23 protein-coding genes are annotated in these 26,090 nt (G+C 55.8%); 3 read left to right on the top strand and 20 right to left on the bottom strand.

Features of this window, described 5'->3' with window-relative positions; all coding sequences use genetic code 11:
• Positions 1-9: 9 nt before the first annotated feature.
• Positions 10-912: a CE1 family esterase gene (locus ACXZ66_RS10380; protein WP_458748625.1), complete on the top strand. Its 903-nt coding sequence runs from the start codon at positions 10-12 to the stop codon at positions 910-912.
• Here ACXZ66_RS10380 and ACXZ66_RS10385 read toward each other — a convergent pair whose 3' ends face one another.
• From ACXZ66_RS10385 to holA, 3 genes are read right to left on the bottom strand one after another with little or no spacing between them, the layout of a single operon-like run.
• The gene (locus ACXZ66_RS10385) at positions 913-1,566 is read right to left on the bottom strand and encodes a LysE family translocator (protein ID WP_458748627.1); all 654 of its coding nucleotides are present in this window, start codon (positions 1,564-1,566) and stop codon (positions 913-915) included. It lies immediately after the preceding gene.
• Positions 1,563-1,955 carry an ankyrin repeat domain-containing protein gene (locus ACXZ66_RS10390; protein ID WP_458748629.1) on the bottom strand — a complete coding sequence of 131 codons (393 nt, stop codon included), beginning with the start codon at positions 1,953-1,955 and terminating at the stop codon, positions 1,563-1,565. Before ACXZ66_RS10390 ends, ACXZ66_RS10385 begins: the two co-directional genes overlap by 4 nt.
• Positions 1,956-1,969: 14 nt before the next feature.
• Positions 1,970-2,896, bottom strand: a complete 927-nt coding sequence (gene holA / locus ACXZ66_RS10395) for a DNA polymerase III subunit delta (protein WP_458748631.1) — start codon at positions 2,894-2,896, stop codon at positions 1,970-1,972.
• Positions 2,897-3,073: 177 nt separating this feature from the next.
• Here holA and ACXZ66_RS10400 point away from each other — a divergent pair, with 177 nt between their 5' ends.
• Positions 3,074-4,156, top strand: coding sequence for a hypothetical protein (locus tag ACXZ66_RS10400; RefSeq protein WP_458748633.1), 1,083 nt, complete (start codon positions 3,074-3,076; stop codon positions 4,154-4,156).
• Here ACXZ66_RS10400 and ACXZ66_RS10405 read toward each other — a convergent pair.
• On the bottom strand, positions 4,153-5,793 hold the full coding sequence (locus ACXZ66_RS10405; protein WP_458748635.1) for a ComEC/Rec2 family competence protein: 1,641 nt from the start codon (positions 5,791-5,793) through the stop codon (positions 4,153-4,155). The two genes, ACXZ66_RS10400 and ACXZ66_RS10405, sit on opposite strands and share 4 nt — an antisense overlap.
• A 225-nt stretch (positions 5,794-6,018) precedes the next feature.
• Between ACXZ66_RS10405 and ACXZ66_RS10410 the strand changes: the two genes are divergently transcribed.
• Positions 6,019-6,192, top strand: a complete 174-nt coding sequence (locus tag ACXZ66_RS10410; RefSeq protein WP_458748637.1) for a hypothetical protein — start codon at positions 6,019-6,021, stop codon at positions 6,190-6,192.
• 159 nt (positions 6,193-6,351) lie between these two features.
• On the opposite strand, the gene ACXZ66_RS10415 is transcribed toward ACXZ66_RS10410, so the two are convergent.
• From ACXZ66_RS10415 to rplU, 16 genes are all read right to left on the bottom strand, one after another.
• Positions 6,352-10,119 carry an Ig-like domain-containing protein gene (locus ACXZ66_RS10415; protein ID WP_458748639.1) on the bottom strand — a complete coding sequence of 1,256 codons (3,768 nt, stop codon included), beginning with the start codon at positions 10,117-10,119 and terminating at the stop codon, positions 6,352-6,354.
• A 24-nt stretch (positions 10,120-10,143) separates the two neighbouring features.
• Positions 10,144-13,560: a hypothetical protein gene (locus ACXZ66_RS10420; protein WP_458748641.1), complete on the bottom strand. Its 3,417-nt coding sequence runs from the start codon at positions 13,558-13,560 to the stop codon at positions 10,144-10,146.
• A gap of 260 nt (positions 13,561-13,820) precedes the next feature.
• Complete coding sequence (locus ACXZ66_RS10425; RefSeq protein WP_458748643.1) at positions 13,821-14,486, bottom strand: ComEA family DNA-binding protein; 666 nt, start codon at positions 14,484-14,486, stop codon at positions 13,821-13,823.
• An 86-nt stretch (positions 14,487-14,572) separates the two neighbouring features.
• Entirely contained in the window at positions 14,573-15,382 is an 810-nt protein-coding gene (locus tag ACXZ66_RS10430) for a DegV family protein (protein WP_458748645.1), read from the bottom strand.
• A gap of 2 nt (positions 15,383-15,384) precedes the next feature.
• Complete coding sequence (locus ACXZ66_RS10435; RefSeq protein WP_458748647.1) at positions 15,385-16,053, bottom strand: histidine phosphatase family protein; 669 nt, start codon at positions 16,051-16,053, stop codon at positions 15,385-15,387.
• 53 nt (positions 16,054-16,106) lie between these two features.
• Positions 16,107-16,580, bottom strand: coding sequence for a ribosome silencing factor (rsfS, locus tag ACXZ66_RS10440; RefSeq protein ID WP_458748649.1), 474 nt, complete (start codon positions 16,578-16,580; stop codon positions 16,107-16,109).
• Positions 16,581-16,759: 179 nt separating this feature from the next.
• Positions 16,760-17,377, bottom strand: a complete 618-nt coding sequence (gene nadD, locus ACXZ66_RS10445; RefSeq protein ID WP_458748651.1) for a nicotinate-nucleotide adenylyltransferase — start codon at positions 17,375-17,377, stop codon at positions 16,760-16,762.
• Between the two features lie 22 nt (positions 17,378-17,399).
• The gene (locus ACXZ66_RS10450) at positions 17,400-18,317 is read right to left on the bottom strand and encodes a cutinase family protein (protein ID WP_458748652.1); all 918 of its coding nucleotides are present in this window, start codon (positions 18,315-18,317) and stop codon (positions 17,400-17,402) included.
• A 99-nt stretch (positions 18,318-18,416) separates the two neighbouring features.
• Complete coding sequence (locus ACXZ66_RS10455) at positions 18,417-19,706, bottom strand: glutamate-5-semialdehyde dehydrogenase (protein ID WP_458748654.1); 1,290 nt, start codon at positions 19,704-19,706, stop codon at positions 18,417-18,419.
• A gap of 31 nt (positions 19,707-19,737) precedes the next feature.
• Positions 19,738-20,646, bottom strand: coding sequence for a D-isomer specific 2-hydroxyacid dehydrogenase family protein (locus ACXZ66_RS10460; RefSeq protein WP_458748655.1), 909 nt, complete (start codon positions 20,644-20,646; stop codon positions 19,738-19,740).
• Complete coding sequence (locus tag ACXZ66_RS10465) at positions 20,646-21,557, bottom strand: D-isomer specific 2-hydroxyacid dehydrogenase family protein (protein ID WP_458748656.1); 912 nt, start codon at positions 21,555-21,557, stop codon at positions 20,646-20,648. Before ACXZ66_RS10465 ends, ACXZ66_RS10460 begins: the two co-directional genes overlap by 1 nt.
• 17 nt (positions 21,558-21,574) lie before the next feature.
• Positions 21,575-22,495, bottom strand: coding sequence for a D-isomer specific 2-hydroxyacid dehydrogenase family protein (locus ACXZ66_RS10470; protein ID WP_458748657.1), 921 nt, complete (start codon positions 22,493-22,495; stop codon positions 21,575-21,577).
• A 19-nt stretch (positions 22,496-22,514) separates the two neighbouring features.
• Positions 22,515-23,678 (bottom strand): glutamate 5-kinase, encoded by a 1,164-nt coding sequence (gene proB, locus ACXZ66_RS10475; RefSeq protein ID WP_458748658.1) that lies wholly within the window; start codon positions 23,676-23,678, stop codon positions 22,515-22,517.
• A 23-nt stretch (positions 23,679-23,701) separates the two neighbouring features.
• Complete coding sequence (gene obgE, locus ACXZ66_RS10480) at positions 23,702-25,201, bottom strand: GTPase ObgE (RefSeq protein WP_458748659.1); 1,500 nt, start codon at positions 25,199-25,201, stop codon at positions 23,702-23,704.
• A 122-nt stretch (positions 25,202-25,323) separates the two neighbouring features.
• Positions 25,324-25,602: a 50S ribosomal protein L27 gene (gene rpmA, locus ACXZ66_RS10485; protein ID WP_018296399.1), complete on the bottom strand. Its 279-nt coding sequence runs from the start codon at positions 25,600-25,602 to the stop codon at positions 25,324-25,326.
• A gap of 31 nt (positions 25,603-25,633) precedes the next feature.
• Positions 25,634-25,939, bottom strand: coding sequence for a 50S ribosomal protein L21 (rplU, locus tag ACXZ66_RS10490; RefSeq protein ID WP_458748661.1), 306 nt, complete (start codon positions 25,937-25,939; stop codon positions 25,634-25,636).
• Positions 25,940-26,090: the final 151 nt, after the last annotated feature.

Genomic DNA, 26,090 nt, shown 5'->3' on the forward strand with positions numbered 1-26,090 from the left:
TTTAAAAGCATGCTGAAAACTTCCCGTCGCCTGATCGCAGGCATTTTTGCTTTGGCCTTTTCTGGGGCCCTTTCGGGTGCAGCCTTCGCACCTGCAGCAACCGCTCAATCTGCGTCTTCAGAATTGTCGTCAGCTCTCGGTGCAGTTACTAATGCCACAAGTCCTCGCACCACCGTCACTCACAACGTTGATGGCCGCTCCTACAATGTTGTGGTGCCTGAGTCATTTGCTCCCGAGGCCGATACTCAAGTGGTCTTAATGTTCGGAGGTTGGCAACACAGCGCTAGCGAAACTCAGGGTTACGCAAATCTAGAAAACTACCTCGACTCGAATACGTTGGTGGTTTATCCTGAGGCATCGTTAACCAACAACCTCCATGCATGGGGTGGCGCCCCCTATTCGAACACATCGGTCAACGATGACGTGACCTATGTCCGTAGTGTCATCAGTGACTTGGTCAACCGCTACGGAGTAATTCAGCACGAAATCTACGCTGCAGGCCTCTCCAACGGTGGTGGGATGGCCTTGGCGCTTGGCTGCCACGCCCCAGATTTAGTTGCTGGAGTTGCAGGTGTTGCGGGGGCATATTACGACCCGACCGTCACCAACTGTGCAACCGGCAATGTTCCCACCTTGATCATGCACGGAACTAACGACGATACGGTTTCCTACACCGGTGGCACCCGCTGGGATGCACCGTACCAATCGGTCAACCAGGTCTTTGACACGATGGCGGAGAGGAACAACTGCTCCACCACCTCCACGCAACAAGAAGTTGGCAACACCACCGTTTTTAACCGCGAGAATTGCGCTGCACCAACTCAGGTCGTCCGCGTCAACGGTGGCGGCCACACTTGGTTCACGGTGCCATCTGCTAGCCAGCAGGTAGCCACGTTCTTCGACAGCCTTTAGTTAGTAAATCGCCAGCAACCCTGTCACCCCGCGGGTAAACAGAAAAACACTGGCCACCAGGAAGAATAGCCCCGCAGCAATGTCGATGTAGGGCCCGGCGCGCAGCAGCGCCTGGCGCACGCGTTGAGTGGAAATGACCAGGCTCAGCACCACAAAGACAATTAACGACGAGAAAAACAGCGCCACAATCACAGTCAGCGCCACCCCAGCTGATGGCGAAGGTGGCAAAAGCGGTGCGACAAGGGCCGCCAAAAACAGCACGATTTTTGGGTTTGAGAGATTCGTCGTCAAGCCTTTAACGAACGCGCTGCGCACACTGCCCAACCGTGCTTCCGCCTCCTCGGTGTCGGCCGGCGGGTTCTCGCGATCTTTGATGCCGCCGCGGATCATGGAAATGCCCATCCACATGATCCATGCGCCACCGATGATCTGGATGAATTCCAGGATCCACGGGAAGGCGTGCAAAAGTGCTGCCGCACCAAGCACCGTGAGGGTGCACCAAAAAAGGACACCAACGTGAATGCCTGCGGTGGTGGCTAAGGCGTGCTTACGAGACTTCGTTGCTGTGCGGGTGATCAGGACGATATCGGGTCCCGGTGTCATGGCCCCGACCATGTTGACAAGGACGATTGCCCCGAGGTCGGCTAAATTCACTTCTCGAACTTGGCAACGAGGTCCTCGCGGCCAAACATCCGCGCTGTGTCCACCGAGTTGGGTTGACCTGCGAGGGGGTCCGCGCCGGCTTCCAGCAGCGCGTCAATGATCTGGTCTTCCTTCTTGAAAATCACGCCAGCGAGTGGGGTCTGGTGGCGATCATTCTGCTTATTCACGTCGGCGCCACGAGCAATCAAGGCATCTACCAGCTCGCCGTGGCCGGAGTATGCCGCGAGCATGACAAACGTGTTGCCGTCTTGATTAGTCATGTTCACGTCAACGCCCTGATCGATGTACTCGGCGAGCGTGAGATCTCCGTTGCGAGCAAAGTTGAACAGCTTTGTTGCAAATTCTTGAATGTCTTCAGGTACCTCATTGCTAGTGCTCATAATCTAAAAATTTATCATGCCAATTTTGCGATGCGCCGGACAGCGTCCTCAAGGGCATACTCCGGCTGGCCGCCTTGGCCTTTGACCTCAGCATCCAAATCGGCAACGATGATCACCGCCTGGCTGATCGCATCACCCGACCACCTGCGTGCCACCTGCATCGTCTGCTTCACGCCATAAGGGTGCATGCCCAGGGTGCGCGCGATCTGCTGGTGGTCCCCGCGCGTAGTGTAGAGCTTGGCAATATCCCCCACCTTCATCGCCAGTGCCGCAGAAATTGCCGCCGGGCTAACCCCTAATTGCAGTGCCCTGCGCGTGGATCCAAGCGCACGGTTTACATCGCCTCGAAGGGCTGCGTCGGCGATATCGAATCCAGAAACCTCGGCCACGCCCGTGTAGTAGGCACGCACGGTGGCCACGGTAATTTCACCCTCGCTGTCTTCAACCAACTGCTGCACCGCAGAAGCCAGCTCCCGGAGATCGGAACCCACCGATTCCTGCAATGCCGCCACCACGTCGGGGGTCGGCCTGACGTTGTAGCGCCGGAACTCGGCTGCCACCCACTTGGTTAAGTTGTCATATTTCAGCGGGGCGGCATCGTGGACTTCACCGGCCTTTTTAAACTTCGCGACGAACGCCTTATTCCTTCCGCCTCCCGAATGACACACAATCATGGTCATTCCCGGTGCCGGATCAACCATGGCACTTAACACGAGCTGTGTTGTGTCTTTACTGGCGAGCTCCATCTGCGTAATCACCACGATGCGTTCCTCGGCGAACAGACTCGGGCTGGTCGCCTGCAGTAGTTCCCCTTCAGTCACTTCGCTGGCCTTGAACTTGCTCACGTCGGCGCGCGGATCTGCCTGATCAATAATCATTTGCGTGGCGCGTTCCTGCAAGAACGTATCTTCACCAACAACGAAGTGGACGGGATTTAACATGCTCCAAGTTTAGCGTCCCTCGCTCTGTTCAAGTTCTCCGCTCAGCAGAGTGAATTATTGGCAAATAGTTTTAATATTGCTGAAACTTATATTTATATAGATTAAGGTCCCTGCTTGAACTCCAGATCGAATATCCCCCAATTGCTCTTAAGTTGAAATTGCCTCCTGAGGAGAATTATGAAACCCAACGGCTCCCGCACTTTTTGCTCTCGCTTGGCCACATTGTTTCTAGTCGGAACAGCTTCAATTTCGTTAGGCGCCTGTTCAAATTCCGGTGGCGAAGAGGCTTCCAGCGTTGTCACCATCACCCAAACGAAGTCCGTTGCTCCGGCACCTTCCTCGGATACCGTTCATGCTGCACCGGAAATAGTTGAGATTAATGCGTCACAGGCCTACGCCAAGGTTTTAGCGAACCCGTCTGCATACCCTGTCAATCCTGCTGCCGAGCACGAACCTGATGGCACCTATTCATACGCAGTCGTGGAAGCTACCGGCGATTCCACTCCCGAGCTTTTGGTGAAGGTAAACGGCAAAGAATTTACGCCAGTCATGGTCTTTTCTATCGACCAATCAACAGGAGAAGTCATCCACTCCCCGCACGTGCTAATCGCCGGTGCACAATCCGCTGGTGGCGGCCGCCAAGACGTTGCTGGCTCGTTGTCGGGAACCGGGATTCACGAATTGAGCTGGCAATCTATTTCCCCGACTGCCAAAAATACCTTCTATCAGGTGCAAGGAGACCTCCTAGTTCCCACCGCCACCGATACTTTTGCACTAGAGACTGGGCTACCCGATCACGCCCCCCTTACATGGTTCGATACAAACGACCCGAGCCAATTGGGCTTTATCCAAAACGCTTCGCCGACCCTCGGCCAAGCAGCACAACCTGAAACAACTACCGCGCCCGCCGGCGAATACGTCTTTTCAGGAACAGTGATCAATCAGACAACTTCCGAAGCGATGAATGGACGACGTGCCCCCAATGGCGAGGCCGACGTACCTGGTTACATTCAACTGGTTTTGGATGCTCCGCAAGAAGTTACGGCAGTTAAAGCCGGAGGTATGCACACCGAATCCGTTCAGAAAATTCGCCTTGCAGTACCAAACGATCCTTCTGGCTCCCCTATCAACTGGGAGCAATACGTCGGCCAGCACATCACCGTGGCAACCTCACAGCAGAACTTGGGATATCCCTCCGATACCTCTATCCCTCTCGGAATGTTGGCCATCGATGGCTCGCCAACAATCTCATTGAGCTAAAACCTCCCATCAGCGGCGTGCTGCGTACCATCAACGTGCAACGAGACTTCCCCATCCCGATTCGGAAATATCACCGGTATCCCACCCGCCGTACTCGTTCCACGGCCAGCTCGCTGCCCTGAATCATCCAACACAACTACCAGCTGCGTGCCGGCAGGTATGGGCTCAATATCCTCTCGCGTCTCGACGACATGCGCAACCAACTTCTCTAGTGGCACCTCCGGTGCGCGTTGCTGCCCCGTCGCCCCCACCGCGATGAAGAGAACAGCGACAATCCCAATAGTCACCCCGGCACGCCGGTACAGAAAGCCCGCGAAGATCCACCCGTACCCGATGATTACTGCGAGCGGAGCCGCCGCAATGATGGCCTGTGGAAACCCTGCAGCACTATGCCCCACGGTATAAATCCACCAGGTAAACGGCTGGATCAGCGGAAACAGCACCACTTCAAAGCCGCCTGGTAGCGCCGCCAGTACTGCAGCCACTAATCCCAAAATGGTCACGGGTGCCGTCGCCGCGGCAACGAGGACATTTGCCACCACCGAAACCAGAGAAACCTCCCCTGTCATCAAAGAAATGATGGGCATTGTCATAATGTCCGCGGCGATAGCCACACTGAGCGCGCGCACCAGAATGTCAGGCCACCGCGTTGATACGAGCGCGCGGTAGAAGAAAGGATGCATGACGACGATTCCCACCGTGGCAGCAATCGACAACGCAAATCCGTAGTTCACCGCTAAATCTGAGTTGATGAAAACCAATGCGATCACGGCTAGGCACAGTGCGTGAATGGGCTCTGCCCGCGACGAAGCTAATACGGCAACAAGTCCGACCAAGCCCGTCAGTGTTGCCCGCAACACGCTCGGTTCGGCCCCGACAATTCCGGCAAAGATGACCACGGACACAGCTGCGCACACGATCTGGGTATAGAGCCCGGCTCTCATTGCTCGGGCGATAACGACGACCGCTGTGACCACTATGGCCACGTTTGCTCCACTGACCGCGCTGAGGTGGCTTAGCCCCGAAGCGATATAGACATCTTGTTCGGCAGCGGACTGCAGCGATGTATCTCCCAGCACCATCCCAGGGATCAGTCCTTGGGAATGTTCGGGAACATGAGCTTCTACTGAGGCACGGAATGCCTCGCGAACGAACGCAACAAATGCATCAAAGCCTTCTGGGCCTTTGAGCACGGAGACTTCCCCATTGATGCTCACCTCTCCGACACCGGGACGCGATGATTCCCTGACGGCGCCGTGCATAACCACCTTGGTTCCGGTGACCAACCCGTCAGGAGTAGAATCGCTAAACACGGGAATCTCGGAAGGGTACCCTTTTACGCGCACGCGAACGAGCCAGCCGCCGGTAAAAGTTTCCGTTGGCGCGCTCGACACCGTAGCGGAGAGTTCTTTGTCAAAGACGAATTTGTCTGCTGAATGGCGCCGCAGGCTAGTCAGCAGCGCAGCCACTGCGCTGATGCTGGCTGTAAGCACCACCTGGCCCCATTCCTTAAAACAACCCATTACCCCCACAACTAAGAGAGAAAGGACAAGGCCCAGCCACGGCATACCGACGAGGATGCACAGCGTGATGCCCCAGGCTAAGGCGGCGGCTGGAACAAGGCGAAGTTCGCTCATACCCGCAGGTTAAGGGGTATAGCTCGGCGAAGCTGATGCCTGACTTTTTTCTGTGGAAAACTGAGATGTCACGTCACCTATCTGGTGAGTTATCCACATTCTTGGTGCCCTCCAAGGCGTGGCAGATAACAAAATTCTATAAGAACTCAGCGAACCATCCACCGTTCAGGCTATATTGAGCGAGGAAGAACTTCGTCTCCACCAACTTTCCTGAAAGGGCCCGTCATGTTTCAGCTCCCACAGCTTCAAAACTTTTCGCTAAAAGATGCTTTTCAGCTCGCAGCCGCAGCAGTCTCCCTTGCCGTCGCCCTTGCTGGTGCATCGAGCACATTTGGTCTGAATGAAGGTAGCAGCGCTGCCGACGCTGGTACCGATACTAATAACTCGTCCCCAGAGTAGTCGCTAGCACAAAAAGTAGGTTGTGTATTTAGTCTCGGTCGGAGGCTGATTTTCCACAATCTTTGCAAGTCGAATTTCCTACACTTAGTAGCGAAAGAACAAAAAATGCTCCCCACTCCTTGGTTAAGTAACCAAGAAGTGGGGAGCATTTCTCGCCTTTTACTTCGATGAGTTGAACATCTTTTGGAACTCACTCCACCAATTGCTTGATGAAGCGGAGCTGCCAATATTGGAGCCACTATTCGTGGAGATAATACTTGATCCCGCCATAAAGGCGGTAGCGATGAGAAGCACAACGCTCCACAATCCGCCTTGAGACGAGTTTGAGGAGAGCAGGCTGCTCAAAGTCTCTAGGAAGTTCAAGTTGCCATCCTCAGTATCCGCAGAGGCAACAGTCAAATTGATTTGCTGCGTGAACCGGTTGCCATCAGCATCAGTTCCTGCAATCGTGAAAATTGCTGGGCCAACCTGGGTTGGAATTCCTTGCACCCGACCATCGATGAGTTCTAATCCTTCTGGCAGGGATCCGCTCTCAAGTGAAAGATCGTTATCGCCTTCAACACCGAGTAATTCGTCGTACAGGGTATCAACGACCGCTGGAGGTAACACCCGAGGAGCACGCTCTTTCGGATCCGCTGGATGTATTGTGACAATTACTGCACGGGTGAATCGCTCGCCGTCCGCCTGTGTGCCCGTCAGCGTCAAAACGAACGTGCCTTCCTCGGTAGGAGTACCACTGAGGTGCTTACCTTCAAGATCAACTCCAGAAGGCAATGTGCCTTCAACTTCGACGTTTACTTCATCACTTTCCGAGATCTGAGCATCAAGGAATTCACCGATTTTTGCATCCACCAAGATATCGTCTTGAACGATAGTGTCCCGGTCATTGATTTCGAAACGCACATCCTGAATGAAACGCTCGCCCTCAGCATCAATTCCGCGAATGGTAAAGCTATGGATTCCCGACTCTGTGGGAGTACCAACTAATACACCATCAACAATTGTGAAAGATGCAGGAATATTTTCGCCGGTAATCGACGAATCACCTGGCTGGGTAACCAGCGAGTGGTTAAAAGTATCTCGGACCCGGCCAGATGGCAGAATCAACATTTCGCGCTCTTGTGGTCGGTCGTCGATAACTGCCTGATTCGGAATTACGGAAACTTGTTCCGGCTCCGATACTGACCTCTCAAAGGATGCAAGTGGAGTTTCGACACCAGAGAATTGAGCTGTGACCTCATAGGTTCCACGCATCGGGAATTTGTAGTTGAGAACTGCTGTTCCCACACCATCGGTAATGGATACTGGCTGGTTACCAATCAACTTACCTTCGCTGTAAAAAGCAACCCACGCAGGGATGCCACTCGGGAGTTCTCCTTCTGCAGCGGAAACGGTTGCAGTAATTATGGTTTCATGGCCAGCAGTAACTTCCGTGTCCAATTCGATGACAGTTGCAGTTTTGTGTTCTGGTTTTCCAGCAACAGTAACTTCAACAGGTTCCGAAGTTGAAGCTCCGAAAACATAACCACCTTGGCGCTCGCCAAAATAGCGAGCAGTAATTTGATAGGTATCAGGCTGCAAATTAACTCCGGTCAGAGTTGCAATGCCATTTTCGTCCACGCGAACCTCTCCACCAACATCGATACCATTGGCACGAAACTGCACGAATGCTCCACCTGGCAATTGTGGACCATTTGTGCTCAGGGTCGCGGTTAGGTCAACAGACTCACCGTAGGCTACTTGCGAAGCAGAGGCCTGAACTTCTACCGCTGTTGTGTAGTCGGGGTGCAAGGACACAACCGCAGGCGCTGAGAGCTCCGATGCTGCAACTTCGACAAACCCTTCATCGAAACTTCCCGCATTAACTCGAGCTGTATAAACAAAGTCAGTCGCTACTTCGACGCTTGGCAAAACGTTTCGAAGCTGAGCAATGCCGCCCGAAGCCACAGCTGTTCCGATTGCTTCATCATCGCGGTAAAAACTCACCTCGGTGCCATCGGGAAGTTCAACCCCGTCGTCGGTGCTCACCGTCGCAGTCAGAGCAACTGGGGTTCCAGTCACAGTAGTTTGTCCAGCGTTAGCCTCGAGACCAACATGTGGGGTGATAGTGGTGATCGGGTGCTCCAAGTCGAGCACAGTCTTGCCTTCCGAGGCCTTATACGCATGGATACCGGTCTGAGTTCCAGGGTAGCGAACCATGTATTCAAACTTATTTGCCCCAGCAACGGTTCTTACAGAATCATTTGTAGAAACTTGACCATTGGCATCAGTTAATGCAGTGGCGATGAACTCGTCCCCACGGAAGATCTGAACTTCAGTGCCCTCTGGAACTTGACGGCCATCGTCGCCTACAACAGTTACGTTTGCCGTAACCGTAACTTCGGTGTCGTCACGCTTTACATCACTAGCAACTGCATTGACGACGACCGACGTTTGGTGCTCGCGTATTTCACCATCGACGGTGACTCGCTGCTCAGTAGATGTCGAGGGAGCGAAAGAGTTGAATTCATCGATCACGATCCCGTTAAACCTTGCCGAGTATGAGTACTCGGTGGATTCGCCCTCGACCGCTGTTGCCACGTTTAATAAGTGAGCTTCGTTGCCTATGAGATCGACCGTTTCGAGTTCCTCATTGTTCCGGAAGAAAGTCACCGTAGTATTGGCGGGGATCGCGTCACCGGTGGTGGCAGACACATTCGCTGTCAAAGCAACCGAGGTGTCGTCGCCAGTTCGATTGCCAGGCAGTGCTTGCAGCTGAGTGACGGTATTTGCAACCAGCGCCTCAGGGTTGATTGTAGCCTCTACCCCCTGAGAATCCTGGGACTGGCTGAAGCGAGCCGTACCATCAAAGCTGGCCGTGATCTGAAGAGCGACAGGAGAGCGTCCTTCGTTGTCTGCAAAGTCCCAATTGAGAGTCGCGGTTCCGTTTTGCACGTTTGCGGTGCCGATTTCTGTCCCATTAGAGAAGAAACGCACTACTCCGTCGTTGACCGTTTCACCATTTTCGGCGGAAACTTGAGCCTTGAGGGCCATCGTCTGGTCAGTACCTTGCTGAACGGTGAGGTCAGTCTCGGTACTGGTCATATTGAGGTCTGTGCCGACTGCCACAACCTGAGTTGAGAACAGGTTGGCTGCACCGGCACCGGGCGTGCACCAGAATTCCTGGTTTGCATTACCAAGTTCGTCCTCAATGAATGACATGAAGTTCTCGGATCCATTACGTTCCGGGGTCTGACCGGAACCACGCAGACCAAAGGAAACTTGTTGACCAACAGACTGCGGAGCAGTAACAGTCAACTTCATTTTGGGCAGCTGAAAATTGGAATTTGCGCTTGCAAATAAACCAAACTTCGGGTGATTTGCCTCAGCATACGGACCGTTATTGACCGTATAGATACCGGAAACTCGAGCAAATGCACCGTTCGGGTTAGGTGAACCGTTCGCATCGATCCGCTCCGCACGAGTTTCACGGTACTGCGGATTATCAAGTAAACCGCCATCTCCGTGCGAGAAGCCGTAGCCACCCTCAAACTGCACGTTTGTTATTGCTGCATTGCTTGGCAGCACGACATCATACTTAAAACGCCCTGCATCAATGGACGTACTTTGTGGCCCGGGCTGAATAGCTACTTCGAAAGTCTCTCCGGGATACACTCTGTCTGGGTATGTGACGCTCACATTAGATGGAGTGTTTACTCCCAATTTGTCATTACCAATGTTTGCCCAGATTCCATTTTCGGCACCGTACCAAGTTGTGCCCATCTGGCGACCCACACATTGGTTCTGCTCGATGTTTACCGTCTGATTTACTGAAGTACCGGCTGGGGTTTGTGCTTCAGCAATATTTGGAACTGCGAGCGCGCCAGCCACCAAGGCCAGCACTGTACCCGCGCTAGTCAGAGCGCGGGAAAATAGATTTCTTTTCATAATCTCTGTCTTGCTTTCTCCGCGCTAGAAGCGGAACAGATTCTTCAGGAAATTGATTAGTGGCAGGAGCGCCGGAAGAATCCCGCTCCAGAGGTTGGATGAGCTCGAGGAGCCACCGGAATTAGTCTGGTCGTCTCCCAAACCATCGATTTCATCTTGTTCCAAAGTCGGACCAACAAATGCTGCCATGAAATTAACGCGCATTTCTGGCTGACCCAGAGTGACCCGGTCTGCCCCCGTGATTGAGAACATCTCAGAAGCAGATCCGACCTGGGTGCCATCAGACAGGAAGAATGTCGCCGTAAGATTCTTCTGTTCCGGGTCGGAACCAAGCCACTGAACATTGAGATCGGCCACACCGTGTGCGACTGGAATCTGAATCTCATTGCCCGACTCGTCAAGCAAGATCTCGCCGTTGTTCGAGAGCTTTACAAATCCCTCTACCTCAGCAGTCTCGCTTTCCCCAGATTCGTTGATGAATACCTGGACTGCCACGTTCTCGCCAGTCTGTGCAGACGTGATTGGTGCGTACATTGCAACTTCGAGATCATCTACAGAAACAATAGGTGCAACGGCGTCAATCTCGAGTTCAGTGAAAGACCTTGCTGCTAGTCGCGGATCCGCAGGAACAAAATCTACTCGAACTTGGTATTTATCCGCATCTGTTGCAGGGAACTTCAGTGGAACACTTGCCACACCGGCAACTACCGGGATTCCGGCTGCGGCTTCGATGCCGTCAATGCTGATAGTGGCCGTTCCATCCACGGCCTCGTCGATACGCAATTCGAACGCGGATTCTTTTCCGGCTACAGCGGTACCGAACAAAGTCGCGGACGGTTCAGGGGCATCGACGACCGAGACTGTGGTGGCTGTCGTGGCGCTCTCCTGCCCATTGTCTAGGGCTGGGGTATAAGTCGCAGTTACCTCGTAATCACCGGCAGCGCCGACCACAATCGAAGCCTCCGCAGAACCATCGACGACATTGGAAGTCACCGATTCCCGCCCAACAGAAAAAGTAACGGTTCCATCGGAATTCAATGCTGAGTCAGAATCGCGCACAGTTGCATGAAGTTTTAGCTCGTCGCCAGGACGGACAATGCTAGGCACGGTGCCGAAGACAAGTTGAGTACCACTGAATTCTGCTACGTCAAACGAGTTAGTTACGGTTGCCGGTCCAAAAGCTGATTGCGCGGTCGGGCTAAAAGTCGCCACAACCGAATTCAATCCAGCTTCGGGTAATGAGAGCTGCACCTGAGCCATACCCGTTTCAGGATCAACAGTTGCAGAAGAACTGATTTCGCCCGAAGAGAACGTCACAGTGCCACGCGCCCCAATGGGAAGCTGTGCGTTAAAGCGAGCCGGAACATTTTGATAGATCGTGTCCTGGGGGCCAATCAATTCCAAGGTGGCATCCCGCTGCGTAATCTGAATGGTCTTTGTCGCAGAAGCCGGTGCGATACCTGTGCTAGAAGGCACGAAATTGACCGACAGTTGCTGTTCACCTGCAGTGCTAGCCTGGAGTTGGGCGGTTGCAACTCCCGTTGAGGGGTCAACGTCCGCACGAACTTGTTCAGTTCCAAGGCGGAAAGTCACGCTACCTGCGGATGCTGGGGATACGTCGACCGACAGATCGATGGTCTCCCCGATGTGCGCGGTTTCCGGTGCATAAACGGTCAATGAGGTTGCCTGATTCGACACACGAATGTTTGCCGAAGTGGTGGATGGATTGTATCCAGGGGTAGTCGGCGTAAACGTTGCACGGATGGAATGCTCACCCAAAGAATTGAAGGTCATCGCTGCTGTTGCGCGACCCGTAGCTGGGTCAACTTGAGCTTCGACAGAGTTCGAACCCGATAAGAAGGTCACAGCACCCTCAACTCCAACAGGGACAACGGCTGTGATGTCAGTAGTCTGTCCGATCGATGTCGACTGCGGAAGCTCGAGGGAAAGCTGCGACTCCGCAGCACCAACGACAATATTGGCACTCGCCTTGGCTCCCAAGGTGTTCTGATGGGCTGGGATGAACTCAGCTGAAACCGTCTTTGTACCAGTGGAGGCAAAGGTCAAGCTAGTGGTCGCTTCGCCAGTTGCAACATCAACTTCAGCATCGACAACTTGGTCGCCTGATGTGAAGCGAACGATTCCTTCTGCTGCCGGAGAAATGGTCGCTGAAATTTCAGTTTCGCGGCCAACGGTTGATTGAATAGGCACGCTGAGCTGAAGGGCAGACGAACGCGCCCCAACAGTGAAGGTCTCGGTTGCACTGGATGGATTGTGCGATGAGTCTGTTGGGGTGAACCGAGCAGTTACATTCACATCACCGAGCGCGTCGAAGACAAGATCGCCGCTTGCCCGCCCCGTGTTGGGGTTTACCTTCGACGTGACGGACTGGTTTCCGCTTGTGAAAGTGACATCACCCTCGACTCCTCGAGTTACAGCAGCGGTAAATGTCGTTGGTACCCCAACCTGAGGCGACTTTTCTGCAACAAGAGTTGTCGAGGTTTCTGGATCAACGATGTCAAATGTATTCAACACACCGTTGTCTGTTGGAACCGTGAGCGGAGGCAATGGATTTCCTGCAGCATCCTCTTGGTCCATGCTTGTCCCAGCTGGAGTCGGGCCACAATAGAGAGGGCTGGTTAAAGAAGTATTCACAGAGCCGACTACCGGAACCGGGCCCACGCTCGCATCGGTGCTGATGAAGGCCGCGATGGAATCGGTAGCTGCGCCTGTAGTTGGTGTCCGCAGCCCTAATGAGGCGTTTTCTTTAGCTTCGGTCGCGCGAAGTTTTAGCGTAATCGTTGGTACTGAAAACTCGATTGTATTGCCTCGGATATCGTAACCAAGACCTCCTCGCCCATTGCCGTTGTTGCTCGAATTGCCCACGGAAGTATTAGACGAATCGACAACGCGAAGGATATTACCCGCTGGATCTGGCTGGCCGGATTCGTTGACGGTGATAATGGTTGCGCCGTCGAAAAGGCCTGAGGTGTCGCCCGAGATCTCGAAATCCACGAGTTCTGTGCCTGCAGGTTTTTCCATATCGAGCTTCAAGCGCGAAAGGAAGGTATTCGACAAAGTCACGCCCACGTCAAGGCCCGAGAGCAGCTCATCGATGTTGAAAGAGATGACACCACCATCGCTTCCAGAACGATCGGTGGTAACCACAACTTCAAACTCCTCGCCGACACTTACTTCGGTTGGCGCCGTTACTTGAAACGCCAAAGGATTTTTCGTGTCATAGGGCAAGTATTTGGAAATTGCGTCGGAGGCAAGCCCGTCGACCAACGAGTTTGCAATAGTTACGTCTGCATCGCAGCGGAGGTAAACATTGGAAACAGATGTAGTCGCTTCGTCTGCCGACGAGATAATTGGGACAACTGCGATGGCAAATGCGGTCGTTGACGCGGCAATAATCGCAGTGGGGGTACGCCAACCCATGGCGCTCCTCTCACTAAAAATGGTTAATCGTCAAAGCGAAAAAAATAATCGCGATCCCTCACTCGCATCATTCCTGACTGAATCCAATCTGGACCTATAAGTCAGATAAATCAAAACTCTTCTTGGAACTAGCGAATCATTAGAAAGATCATTGAGGCACTATACCCTTGCCTTGGAAAGCTTTCGGAGAAAGGTATGTTAATTCTGGAACCAAACTGTGACAATCCTGCAAGAGGGGAATCACACGGTCACTTACTGCCTCAGAGCGTGACATCATCCTTGATCTTGGCGAACTTGGCCGGACCAATTCCGCTGACGTCTAGGAGCTGCTCCACATCGGTAAACGTCCCGATTTCCTCGCGGTGCGAGATGATCGATGCAGCGGTTGTCTCCCCTACCCCGCTAAGCTCCATCAATTGCGTCGCATCTGCGGTGTTGAGTGAAATCAAGCCACTCCCCGCGGAGGCAACTTCGGCGTGCCCTAGAGCTGGCGCTACTCCGACCGGCAGCACGTGAAGTTGCTGGCCGTCCACTAAAAGCTGAGCTTGGTTCAGCGAGACCACATCCGCGCTAGGCAACGGCACCGCATGTGACAGCGCGTCCGCCACTCGTGAACCCTGGCTAAGCGTGACTAGGCCGGCATGTTCGACCTCTCCGACAACGGAAACAACCACGCTCTCCGGCGCAGGTGTGGGCTCTGCAATCGCCTCCCAACTCTGGGCGTGTTTTGCTGGGGCAACCGTGTCGGGGCTCGGACGAGAAACGAACCAGACTGCACAAGCCACGAGGATGACAGCTGCAACAATCAAGGCATGTTTGAGGGAGACCGAAAACCTAGGCGAAGGGTAGCTGACCTGAAGGAGGTCTTCTTCTCCCGTTGGCTTGGTAAGTTCTTTGATCCGGTCGAGTGCATTGACTCCATTCATGCCCACAGGCTAGAAGGAAACCGCGCCGCGCTCAGGATCGGTGCTAATTCCTGTGGATAGCGTGCCCGATCGGACACCACACCAAGCTATTTTGCGGTTTTCTCCACAGGATCTTCGGCAAACACCCCTGAGATGCCGACGGCGCCAGGGCCTGTGTGGACGAACAGTACGTCGTTGAGCTCGGTAACAAGGACAGTGGAGCCCTTCGGCAGCACCTCGTTGAGCATGTCTTCTAACAGGTCTGCGGATTCTTCTGCGTCGGCGTGCTGCACAGCGACGAACGCGGGCTGATTGTGCGCGTGCTCCATCACAAGTTCCACGAGCTTGGTAAAGGCTTTGGTTTGGGTGCGGGTCTTGCCGGCAAGCTCGAGTTTTCCATCCTTGACCTGCATGATCGGCTTGGTGGCAAGCAGTGCCGCGGAAAGGACAGTGGTGGTCGTCGATAAGCGACCGCTCTTGCGTATATCATCCAGTTGATGCAGGTAGACCCACGTTTGGCTGCGACTAAGCGTGTCCTCGGCGACGCGCTCGCATTCGTCGAGACTTGCCCCCTGGTTGGCAACGGTGGCTGCTGCCATGGCCGCGGCGCCCACCGCCATACCCACGGTGCCAGTATCGACTACGCGCACGGCATCGTTGAACACGGCGGCGGCCGCAACTGCCGACGACCACGTGGACGAGAGTTCCTTAGACAGGTGCAGCGCGACCACACCGTCGTCGCCGCCTCGTTCAAGCTGGCGTGCATAGGTGGCAGCCAATTCCAGGGAGGTCAGGCCACTGGTGGAACGTTCTGCTTCCTCTCCCATGACGTGCAGATCAACCACGGTGATGTCGAGCTCGTCGATGATATGCTGCGGCAGGCCAGACGAGGTGTCGGTGACGATGCGGACGGGCATGATTACTCGCACCACCCTTGATTCCAGGCATCCAGGTACCACTGGGCGTCGACGTGGTCATCGCCGGTGAAATCACCAACAGCGGCACCCTCGATGAAACGAGGCCGCGCCGTCAACTGGGAGGTGTTCGTGTTTTTTAGACCCGAGAGCAAGGGGTACTGCGCCGGCGCCAAACCCAGCAAATTGGAAGTCAGGGCAGAAATGGTTCCGCCGTGGGCGACGATGAGAACGGCGTGGCCCTCCCATTCGGGAAAAGTTTCCATCAATTCATCAATCGCGGGCCTGGCTCGCGTGGCCACGTCTAGCCGTGATTCCCCCTCAGGTGGAGCCCAGCCTGGGTTATGGCGCCACGCGGCTCGCGCGCCGACGAATTCACCATCAACTTCGGCGTGGGTGCGCCCCTGCCACTGCCCCAGATGCGTCTCTCGAAAACGAGCATCAACGGTAACGTCCAAGCCCAGTGCATCCGCGATAATCTCGGCGGTGTCCCTGGCACGGGCGAGATCCGAGGAAATGATCTTGGCAATGTTTAAAGATGCAACGTAGCGCGCTGCCGTGCGGGCCTGTTCAATTCCGACCGGAGAAAGCTGGGTGTCCAGCTGGCCCTGCATCCGATGATTCGCGTTGTAGTCAGTCTGTCCATGCCGAAGCATTACCAACTGCCGTCCCATGTTGAACCTCCTCGAAAGTCTGACCACCTGAAAAAGGAAAACTACTTCAAATCTTAGTAATCCTCGTCCTCGTCGCTAGGGCCTTCGCCTGCAAGTGGAAGATCATCAATGCTATCGATTTCTCGCACATTGACCTCGTTTGCCCAATCACCGGGGGTAGGTGCGGTTTCGACGCCCTCAACCTCAATGCGAGGGCAATCGGCGTAGAGGCGATCAAGGCCGTAGAACTCGCGCTCGGATTCGCGCTGCACGTGGATGACGAAGGAGCCGTAATCTAGCAATACCCAGCGGTTCTCGCGGTTGCCTTCGCGACGCTTCGGCTCCGCGCCCTTCTCAGTCAGGGCATCTTCGACTTCCTCGACGATGGCGCGGACCTGGCGGTCGTTGGCACCGGAAATGACCACGAAGATGTCACTGATTGCCATGACATCGGAAACATCAATCACCGCGATGTTGGTGCCCAGCTTGTCATCTGCTGCCTGGGCAGCGATGGAAGCTAGCTCGATAGACTGTTGCGATGCACTCAAATGCTTAAGTTCCTTTTCTAAAATTCAAAAAATCCCAGCGTGATACCTAAGAAATACCTATCCGGGTTCGATTCTTCCAAGTCTCCCACGTTCAAGGCTACTTTTTCCACTTGACAGTGGGTGTTTTTGAAATTCAGCTTCAAATTCCCCCGAGCCCGAACGTTAAAACAGCCCAAGATCTAGTCGGTGTAGAGCTTATTCTTCGCGATGAACTGCACCACCCCGTCCGGCACTAAGTACCACACGGGGCGCCCGTCCTTGGAGCGCTTGCGGCAATCGGTCGAGGAAATTGCCATGGCTGGAACATCAATCAGGTGAACTCGGCCATGATGCTTTTCCGGCAACATTTCCTCGGTCAGCACGTAGCCCGGGCGGGTCACTCCCACGAATTCTGCCAGGTCAAACATGTTTTCCCAATCTCGCCAGGACAGTATCGACGAGAGCGCATCCGCCCCAGTAATGAAGTAGAGTTCATCGCCTGGGTATTGTTTGCGTAGGTCAATGAGTGTGTCAATGGTATAGGTTGGGCCCGGTCGGTCGATATCGACCCGAGAAACCTTGAACCGCGGGTTCGATGCCGTGGCAATCACGGTCATCAAATAACGGTCCTCAGAAGCCGTGACCTTCTTTTCTGCCTTCTGCCACGGTTCACCGGTGGGCACGAAGATGACCTCATCCAAAGCGAAACGGTCCGCCACTTCGCTGGCCGCCACTAGGTGGCCGTGGTGAATGGGATCAAACGTGCCGCCCATGACGCCAATCCGGCGGGGCACACGCGATTGACTCGGAGTACTCATAACCGGAAAGTGTAGCGACTTCCTAACGCGCGGCGTCTACCCACTGCCCAAAAGTATCCGCGACGTGGTCGTCCCAGGGAGATTCCTCAAGGAAATAATTTGCATGGACCCCCGGTGTGGTTGCTGAGGCGACAAGGATCTCCACCGATGTGTCACACACTAAATCAATGGGCAGGCAGTAATTCAGGCGATTGTCAGTGGCAGCAGTGGTAATTGAGTTCCACGGGGTATTTCCCAAGAATCCACCGGCACCGTTTTCCACCCCGACCATGGCGGGATCCTGATAATTCGTCATCGGGTTACCAAAATATAGGACCCCTGCAAGCTGGCCACGATCGGCCAATTCCCGTTCTTGGCCTTGGAGGATCGAGGCCCCCTGCGAATAGCCAATAAGGATATAACTTGGGGCACACCCGGTTTCGGCCTCGTAGGCATCAATCTCACCTATTACCCCAGTATGGCCTTGGGTAAAGGATTCCACCATCGAAATGGCCAGTGAAGGAAGCTCGTCGATTATCGAGGGGCCAGGTCCCACGATCCGCGCTAACTCTTCCATGATCGATTCTTCCGATTCCAGGTCCGGCATATCGGCTTCTTGCGGATTCGCGGGGTAGGTGGTGTCGTCGATCCCGATCACGTCGACGCCCTTCATCAAGGACTCGCCTGCGTGTGTTTCTTTATACCGGGCCTCGCTCAAGTGCAGAAACGCACGGATGTTTTCGGCCTCCCACCCATTAGAAGCTCGCGAATCCTCCACCGAATATTGGGTGGGATAGATGTGGGTATTTTGCCCCGATCCGCGTGCGGCGACCACGGCCACATCCGCGCAACGCTGCTGTTCCTGCTGCGCTTCGCCGGCGTAGGCCGCCTGGGTTGATGCAAAGAAGGCCACTAATACGGCACCGAAACTAGTAAAAACGTGCTTAAGGCGACCAGACATAAACCATGCCTTTCGGACAAGTTAGCTAAAATGTATTAATTTCACTTATGCTAGCCAAGCCCGCAGACAAACGCATCTCAAATTAGGTGGTACCTAATCTTATGGTCGGGTTTGGCCGGTACCTTCCAAGATCCACTTCGTACTGGTCAGCTCAGGCAAAGCCATTGGGCCACGCGCATGCAGCTTCTGGGTGGAAATGCCAATCTCTGCCCCCATCCCAAACTGTTCGCCATCGGTAAATGCCGTGGATGCGTTGAGCATCACGGCCGCGGAATCCACCTCATTGGCAAACTTCTGCAGCGTATAAGCATTCAAAGACGCAATGCCCTCAGTGTGTCCGGTCGACCACTGGGCAATGTGTGCAATCGCACCGTCCACGCCATCAACCACAGCGCATGCGATGTCGAAGGAGAGGTACTCGTCCGCCCAATCGGCTTCCTCGGCTTGAACAATATCGGCAGCGCCGAGGCCCTCAAGCTCGGCCTTTTCTCCGTGCACGGTGACCCCGGCTTCCTGCAGGGCCTCGATCACGCGGACTTTGTCTGCGCCGGCCAAGGCCTCGTCGAGAAGCACTGTCTCTGTCGCATTACACACAGAACACCGCCTGGTCTTGCCGTTAATAACCATGTCGATGGCGGAATCGAGCTCAGCGTCACGGTCGATATAGAAGTGGCAATTACCGGTGCCGGTCTCTATCGCAGGCACCGTCGCGCCGGTCACCACCGCGTTGATCAGGCGAGCGGAACCGCGCGGGATAACCACGTCAACTAGGCCACGGGCCGTGATCAAGTCCTGGACGGAATCATGGGACTGACAAGGCAAAAGCTGGACAATCTCCCGTGGCAGGCCATGATCGGCGGCAACCTGCTGCAAAATCTCGACCAGCTTCTCGTTGGAGAAACGCGCCGTCGACGAGCCGCGCAGCAAGGCTACATTGCCTGATTTTATGGCTAGACCAAAAGCATCCACTGTCACGTTTGGACGTGCCTCATAGACCATGCCCATCACGCCAAGGGGCACACGAACCTGCTTCATCTGAATGCCGTTAGCCATCACGGAGCCCCGCAGCACCTCGCCGACAGGATCTTTGAGCCCCGCCACCTGGCGCAGACCACCCGCAATGCCTTCAATGCGCCCCGCATCAAGCGCAAGGCGGTCCACCAGCGCCTCGGACATCCCACCTGCACGACCAGCCTCAATGTCTTGCTTATTTGCCGCCAGGATCTCCTCGGTGCGCGCAATGAGCACCTCAGCCGCAGCGAGCAGCAACTCATCCTTCTTCACCGTCGGCAACGTTGCCAACACCGGAGCTACCTTCTTCGCGGCAGCAGCTTTAGTAAGGACGTCGTCGCGCTCAGCAGCGCGCTGTTCGGCAGTTTGGGTTCCCATAGGTGCTTAGCTTAGCCGGAGTCGAACCAGACTAGTACCCTCGCTCAATATCGATCTGGGTTGGCATCCGCCGGCCTGCCTCAAACGCCTCAGCATTGGCAATAATCGTCGGCGCAATATAGTTGCGCCCCATCTCATCGGTGGTTGCCGTGTGCGGAGTGATCAAGCAATTATCCATGTGCCACAGCGGATGGTCCTCCGGCAAAGGTTCCGGGTCGGTTACGTCCAAGCCCGCCCCCGCAATCTCACCGTTTTCCAGGGCAGAGACAAGAGATCGCGTATCGACGACCGCCCCTCGCCCCACATTGACAAAGATCGCGTGATTGGGCAGGGCCTTAAACACGGTTTCGTTGATCAGCCCTTTAGTCTCTTCTGTCAGAGGCAAAATATTCACCACGATATCGGCACGTGGCCATACCTTGTCCATATCTCGCAGCGTGTGCACCTCGTCGGCACCTGCGACGGGACGCCCACTGCGATTGACCGCGATGATGTTGACCTGGAAGACCTTGAGCAGCCGGATCAGCTGCGCACCGATCCCGCCGGCACCCAGGATAACCACGGTGCGGTTGGTGTTCGTCAGCAGCTGGAGGCGCTGATCAATCTCGTCGTAGGCGTCGAAAGAACCCGAGGTGATGGCCAGTTTGTGCTGGTGCATCACAGACAGGATGTGCGCCAAGGCCGCCTCGGCCACAGGTTCGGCGAAGGCGCCCGCGGCATTGGTCCACGGCACGTTGGTTTTGCGGATCAGGTGCGCGACCCTGTTGATGCCAGCCGCGTGGAATTGGACCCACTTGATGTTCGTGGGAAGCGAGTCGAATTCTTCGCCCCGGTGAATCAGAAAGTCAGCCTCAGTCAGTTCGGAAACGTAAGTGTGTCCAGCGTCCTCCACCTGTGCCACAACGTCGTCCCAGGGTTCGCCGATAAATGTGAACTTCATTAGTAGCCTCGGGCTGCGTCTACCTCGGTAGGCATCCGCTCGCCTGCTTCAAGGGCCTCCCAGCTGCGTACGGTCAGCTCGCCGACGCGTTGGTGGAGGAAGCGCGCCGTGTTGGCAGTGTGTGGCGTGATGACAACGTTGGACATGTTCCACAGGGGCGAATCGTCGGGAAGCGGCTCTGGGTCGGTGACGTCGAGGCCCGCACCTGCGATGGTGCCGTTCTCTAAGGCCGCGATGAGGTCTTCGGTGACGACGAGCGGGCCGCGGGCAACGTTGATGACTACGGCGTTGGGCTTCATTTTTGCCAGTACCTCGGCATTGATCATGCCGCGGGTCTCATTGGTCAGTGGGGCCAGGATGACGAAATAGTCCGCTGCGGGCCAGACGCTGTCTATCTCTGCGAATGAGAGAGATGTGGTCGCGCCGGGGACGTCCCTGCCTGTCCTGGTTACGGCGATGGACTTCGTGCCGAAGGCGTTGAGAAGTGAAATGAGGCGACGACCGATGCCACCCGCGCCGATTACTGCGACGGTTTTGTCCTCGAAGAGGAATTCGGTCTTAGCTTCGACCTCGGGGCGCACATCCCAGCTGGTGACTTCCTTGTGACGGTGCAGTACGGCCAAGAGGAGGCCGATGGCGGATTCGGCAACGGTGTCGTCGTAAATTCCTGCGGCATTGGCCCAGCGCACGCCCGACGATGCGAGGATCCCGGCCTGATCGAATGCCTCGACACCAGCGAAGGCCGCTTGGACAGCCTGGACGCTTTCAGGCAATGGGTCCGGAAAATCGTTCGGCCCGCCGTTAAAGACCAGCATGTCCGGGGACTCATCAAGTCCTACGTGTTGGTGGCCCTTGAATTCGATATCGGCCACGGAGTCGGCCCAGACGTTGGGAAGCATCGTAAATTTCATGTCCCCACCCTAGCGAACTAGTAGCCGCGAGACGGGTCGATTTCGGTGGGCATCACTTCACCGGCCTCAAAAGCGCGGGCATTCTCCACAATGCACGGCGCGATGAACTTCCGGCCGGTCGAACCCGTTGTGGCTGTGTGGGGCGTGATGATGCAATTAGATTGCCGCCACAGTCCGTGACTGTCGGGCAGCGGTTCCGGATCCGTGACATCGAGGCCGGCGCCCGCAATGGTTTCGTTTTCAAGGGCAACGAGGAGGTCATCGGTATCCACCACGGGCCCGCGGCCCACGTTGACCACAATTGCATGATCGGGCAGGGCCGCGAAGACGTCTTTGTCAATCAGACCGTGTGTTTCCGGGGTGAGAGGCAGCAAGTTGATCACCACGTCGCTGCGTTGCCAGATGCCTGAAATATCGTCGAATGTGACTACCTCGTTTGCTCCCGGGACGTCGCGTCCCGAACGGTTCACGGCGATGGTGTGCACGTTGAATCCCTGCAGCATTTCAATCAAGCGCTTGCCAATTCCGCCTGCGCCAAGGATTGCGAGAGTGCGGTTGTTGTCGGCAAGCACTTGGGTGCGTGAATCGATCAGACCACGGGCCCGGAAGGTAGAGGTGGCTACGGCTACTTTGTGCTGGTGCATCACCGAGAGGGTGAGCGCAAGCGCGGCCTCGGCCACAGGAGCACCGTAGACACCTGAAGCGTTCGCCCAGCGTACCCCCGTTGCTTTGGAGGTACTGCGGATGAGATCAAGAATACGATCAATCCCCGAGTAAACGAACTGCACCCACTTGATATTCGCGGGTAGTTCCTGGATTCCTTCGCCCCGGTAGATCAGGAAATCGGCGTCTTCCAACTCGGGGACGTAAACGTGACCTGCGGCTTCAACTTCTGCGTCTACTTCTTCCCAAGGGGAACCAAGAAACGTGAACTTCATGGTGCCAGCCTATCTATTGCTACAGCCTCGACGCGTAGTTGGACAGATAATCTGCATGGACAACGGGGCGGCGCTGATCCTCGGGAAGGTCAGGGGTGTGCTTGCCTAGGATGCCGTTCAGCACCGCAGCGTCGTAGTTGACTTCGCCGCGTCCGACCTGTTCGCCGTTCGGACCAAGGATTTCGACGATATCTCCGGCGTGGAAATCACCCTCGACGGCAGTAATCCCCACGGCCAACAGTGAGGTACCCCCGCGGGTGACGGCCTTGACCGCGCCCTCGTCGAGACGCAAAATCCCTTCAGCGTCCGCTGCATAGAGCGCCCAGAACTTCCATGCGTTGAGCTGGCTTTCGGGCCGGGTATGAAACACGGTGCCCACCGATGCATCCTTCAACGCAATGTCGATCTGGTCGGAAGCCGCAAGCAGCACGGGGACTCCGCCACGGGCAGCAAGGCGCGCCGCCGACACCTTCGACGCCATGCCTCCGGTGCCAAGCTTGCCGCCGTCACCTGCCGAAACATCGGTTAAGTCTTTACCCGTGCGGACCTCTTCGATGAAGCGTGCGTTAGGGTCGGCGGGGTTCTTGTCGTAGAGCCCGTCGACGTCCGACAAGAGCACCAGCGCATCGGCGGCCGTGAGCGTGGACACGAGCGCCGAAAGCCTATCGTTATCGCCGAAGCGCATTTCCGAGGTGGCCACCGTGTCATTTTCATTGACAATGGGCACAGTGCCCAGCTGGCGCAGGCGGTCGATGGTGCGCTGCGCGTTGCGCGCACGCTCACGCTGGCCGACATCGGCTGCTGTGAGCAGTACCTGCCCCACCGTACGGCCGTAGCGAGCAAAGGACGCGGCCCAAACCTGAGCTAGGTGCATCTGCCCCACCGCCGCCGAAGCCTGCTTGGTCGCTAAATCTTGGGGGCGGACCTTCAAACCGAGCGGGGCCAAACCCGCTGCAACTGCGCCCGAAGAGACCACGACGATGTCCGAGCCTGCAGCCATGCGGGCCTCAAGCGCGTCAACTAAGTGGTCAATCTTCTCGCGACTGACAGAAAGGTCGTCGTTGACCAGACTCGATGTTCCGAACTTGACCACGAGGCGCTTGGCGGTGGCAATCTCATCGCGCAGGGGCGAGGAGAGCTTTGCTCTCGAGGTGGAAACGGGGCTAGAGGTAGAGCTAGTCATGAACCCTAATCCTAGTGGACTAGCTAGCCTTGCCAACGCTCGCGTTCTGCCTCGCGGCCATCGCCGTAATCGTACTCGTCGATCAGGCCGCGGCGAGCCTGCGAAGCGCGCTTGCGTTCCTCAGGCGAGGCACGCTTGGTGTGGTGCATGCGGGCATCGTGGCCACGTCCAGCCAGGGTCGGATCGCCAGCCAAGGATGGCTCCCAGTCGAAGGAAATCTCGCCGATGGACACTGTCGCGCCTTCCTTCGCCCCGAGCTTGCGCAGCTGGTCTTCGACACCTGCCTTATTCAGACGGTCGGAGAGGTAGCCAACGGCCTCGTCGTTTTCGAAGTCCGTCTGGCGGACCCACCGCTCGACCTTCTCGCCGAGAACCACGAACGCACCTGGGAAGTCCGGATCCGGTTCAACAACAATGCCACTGCGCTGATCCACAGCCTGCGGGCGAATCACTGTTGCTGCTGCCGCCTTCTCTGGCTTCGGACGCTTCTTTCGGGCCTTCTTCACAATCTCCCACAGCGCCCAGATCAGCTCGTCGAGGCCCTGACGCGCCACTGCAGAGATAATAAATACTGGCCAGCCGAAGCGCTCCTCCAGATCCGCCTTCACAAACTCTGCGAGGTCACGTGCTTCCGGCACATCGGCTTTGTTCAGCACGATCAGGCGGGGGCGATCGCGCAGATCTCCTAAGCCTGAGTCATGGTCGAGGGCCTCAGCGTAGGTGTTTAGCTCCGCCTCGAGCGCCTCGATGTCAGATTCTGGGTCACGGCCCGGATCCATGCTTGCGGTATCAACCACGTGCACAAGCACGGCAGTGCGCTCAATGTGGCGCAAGAAATCCAACCCCAAACCCTTACCCTGGCTGGCACCCGGAATCAGGCCTGGCACATCGGCGATGGTAAAGGTATCGTCACCGACGTTAACCACGCCAAGGTTTGGCTTCAAGGTGGTAAATGGGTAGTCGGCGATCTTCGGCTTGGCGGCAGAGAGCACAGAAATTAACGACGATTTACCTGCCGAAGGAAAGCCCACCAAGCCAACATCGGCCATGGACTTCAATTCAAGCGTGAGATCTAGCATCTCTCCTGGCTCGCCCTTCAGCGCAAAACCTGGGGCCTTGCGCTTCGTGCTGGCCAGGGCCGCGTTTCCCAGGCCACCAAAGCCACCCTGAGCTGCGATAAAGCGAGTACCAGGAACAACCAAATCCGCGAGGATCTCGTCCTTGTCATTCTTAACCACGGTGCCCACTGGAACAGGGAGAATCAGATCTTCGCCACGTGCACCATTGCGGTGGTCACCCTCACCATTCGCGCCACGACCGGCTTTAATGTGCGGTCGGTACTGGAAGTCCAGCAGGGTGTGAACCTGAGTGGACACTTCAAACACGACGTCGCCGCCGTGGCCACCGTTGCCGCCGTCTGGGCCGCCGAGTGGCTTGAACTTTTCGCGGTGCACGGAGACACATCCGTGCCCGCCGTCCCCTGATTGAAGGTGGAGGACTGCGCGGTCAACAAATTGTGCCATGATCGTGCCTTTCTAGCATGTGTAATATTGCCTGATGGTAGCAGCATTTGTGCTGGGGCAAAAAGACTAATACCGCTACTTGCCCGGGCTCCGGGAAGTAGCGGCATTAGTTTGAAGATTGCTTACGCAGTTGCTTCAGCGACCTGCTCTTGAGCAGGAACGATGTTCACAATGCGACGGTTGCGCTTGATACCGAACTGAACGGAGCCAGCTGCAAGAGCAAAGAGAGTGTCGTCGCCGCCGCGGCCTACGTTCTCACCTGGGTGGAACTTGGTACCACGCTGACGGATGATGATCTCGCCTGCCTTCACCTGCTGACCACCGAAACGCTTGACGCCAAGACGCTTTGCCTCGGAGTCACGACCGTTCGAGGTGGACGATGCGCCCTTCTTACTTGCCATGTTCTTCCTCCTTTAAGGAAAATTTCTCGGCTTACTTAACGCCGGTGATCTTCAGAACAGTCAATGGCTGACGGTGGCCCTGACGGCGCTTGTAACCAGTCTTGTTCTTGTACTTCATGATATCGATCTTCGGGCCCTTACCGTGCTCGACGATCTCTGCAGAGACTGCTGCCTTAGCAAGGTCTTCTGGCTTTGTGGTGACGTTGGCACCATCGACAAGTAGAACCGGGGTGAGAGCCACGGCGTCGCCTGGCTCACCCTCGATCTTCTCGACCTTGACGAGGTCGCCTTCGGCAACCTTGTACTGCTTTCCGCCGGTCTTGACGATCGCGTACATAGAGGGTCACCCCTTATCTAAACTCGCTGGATAGCCACAGTTGTGTGGCTATCTCGATGGACAATGATTGTTAATGTGTTCCAAGGCGCGGACCTCCTGCCACAACTCCACAAGGGAATGTTGGCGGGTGCACCTTAAAACAACGACTGTC

The sequence above is a fragment of the Corynebacterium sp. S7 genome (assembly GCF_054401105.1).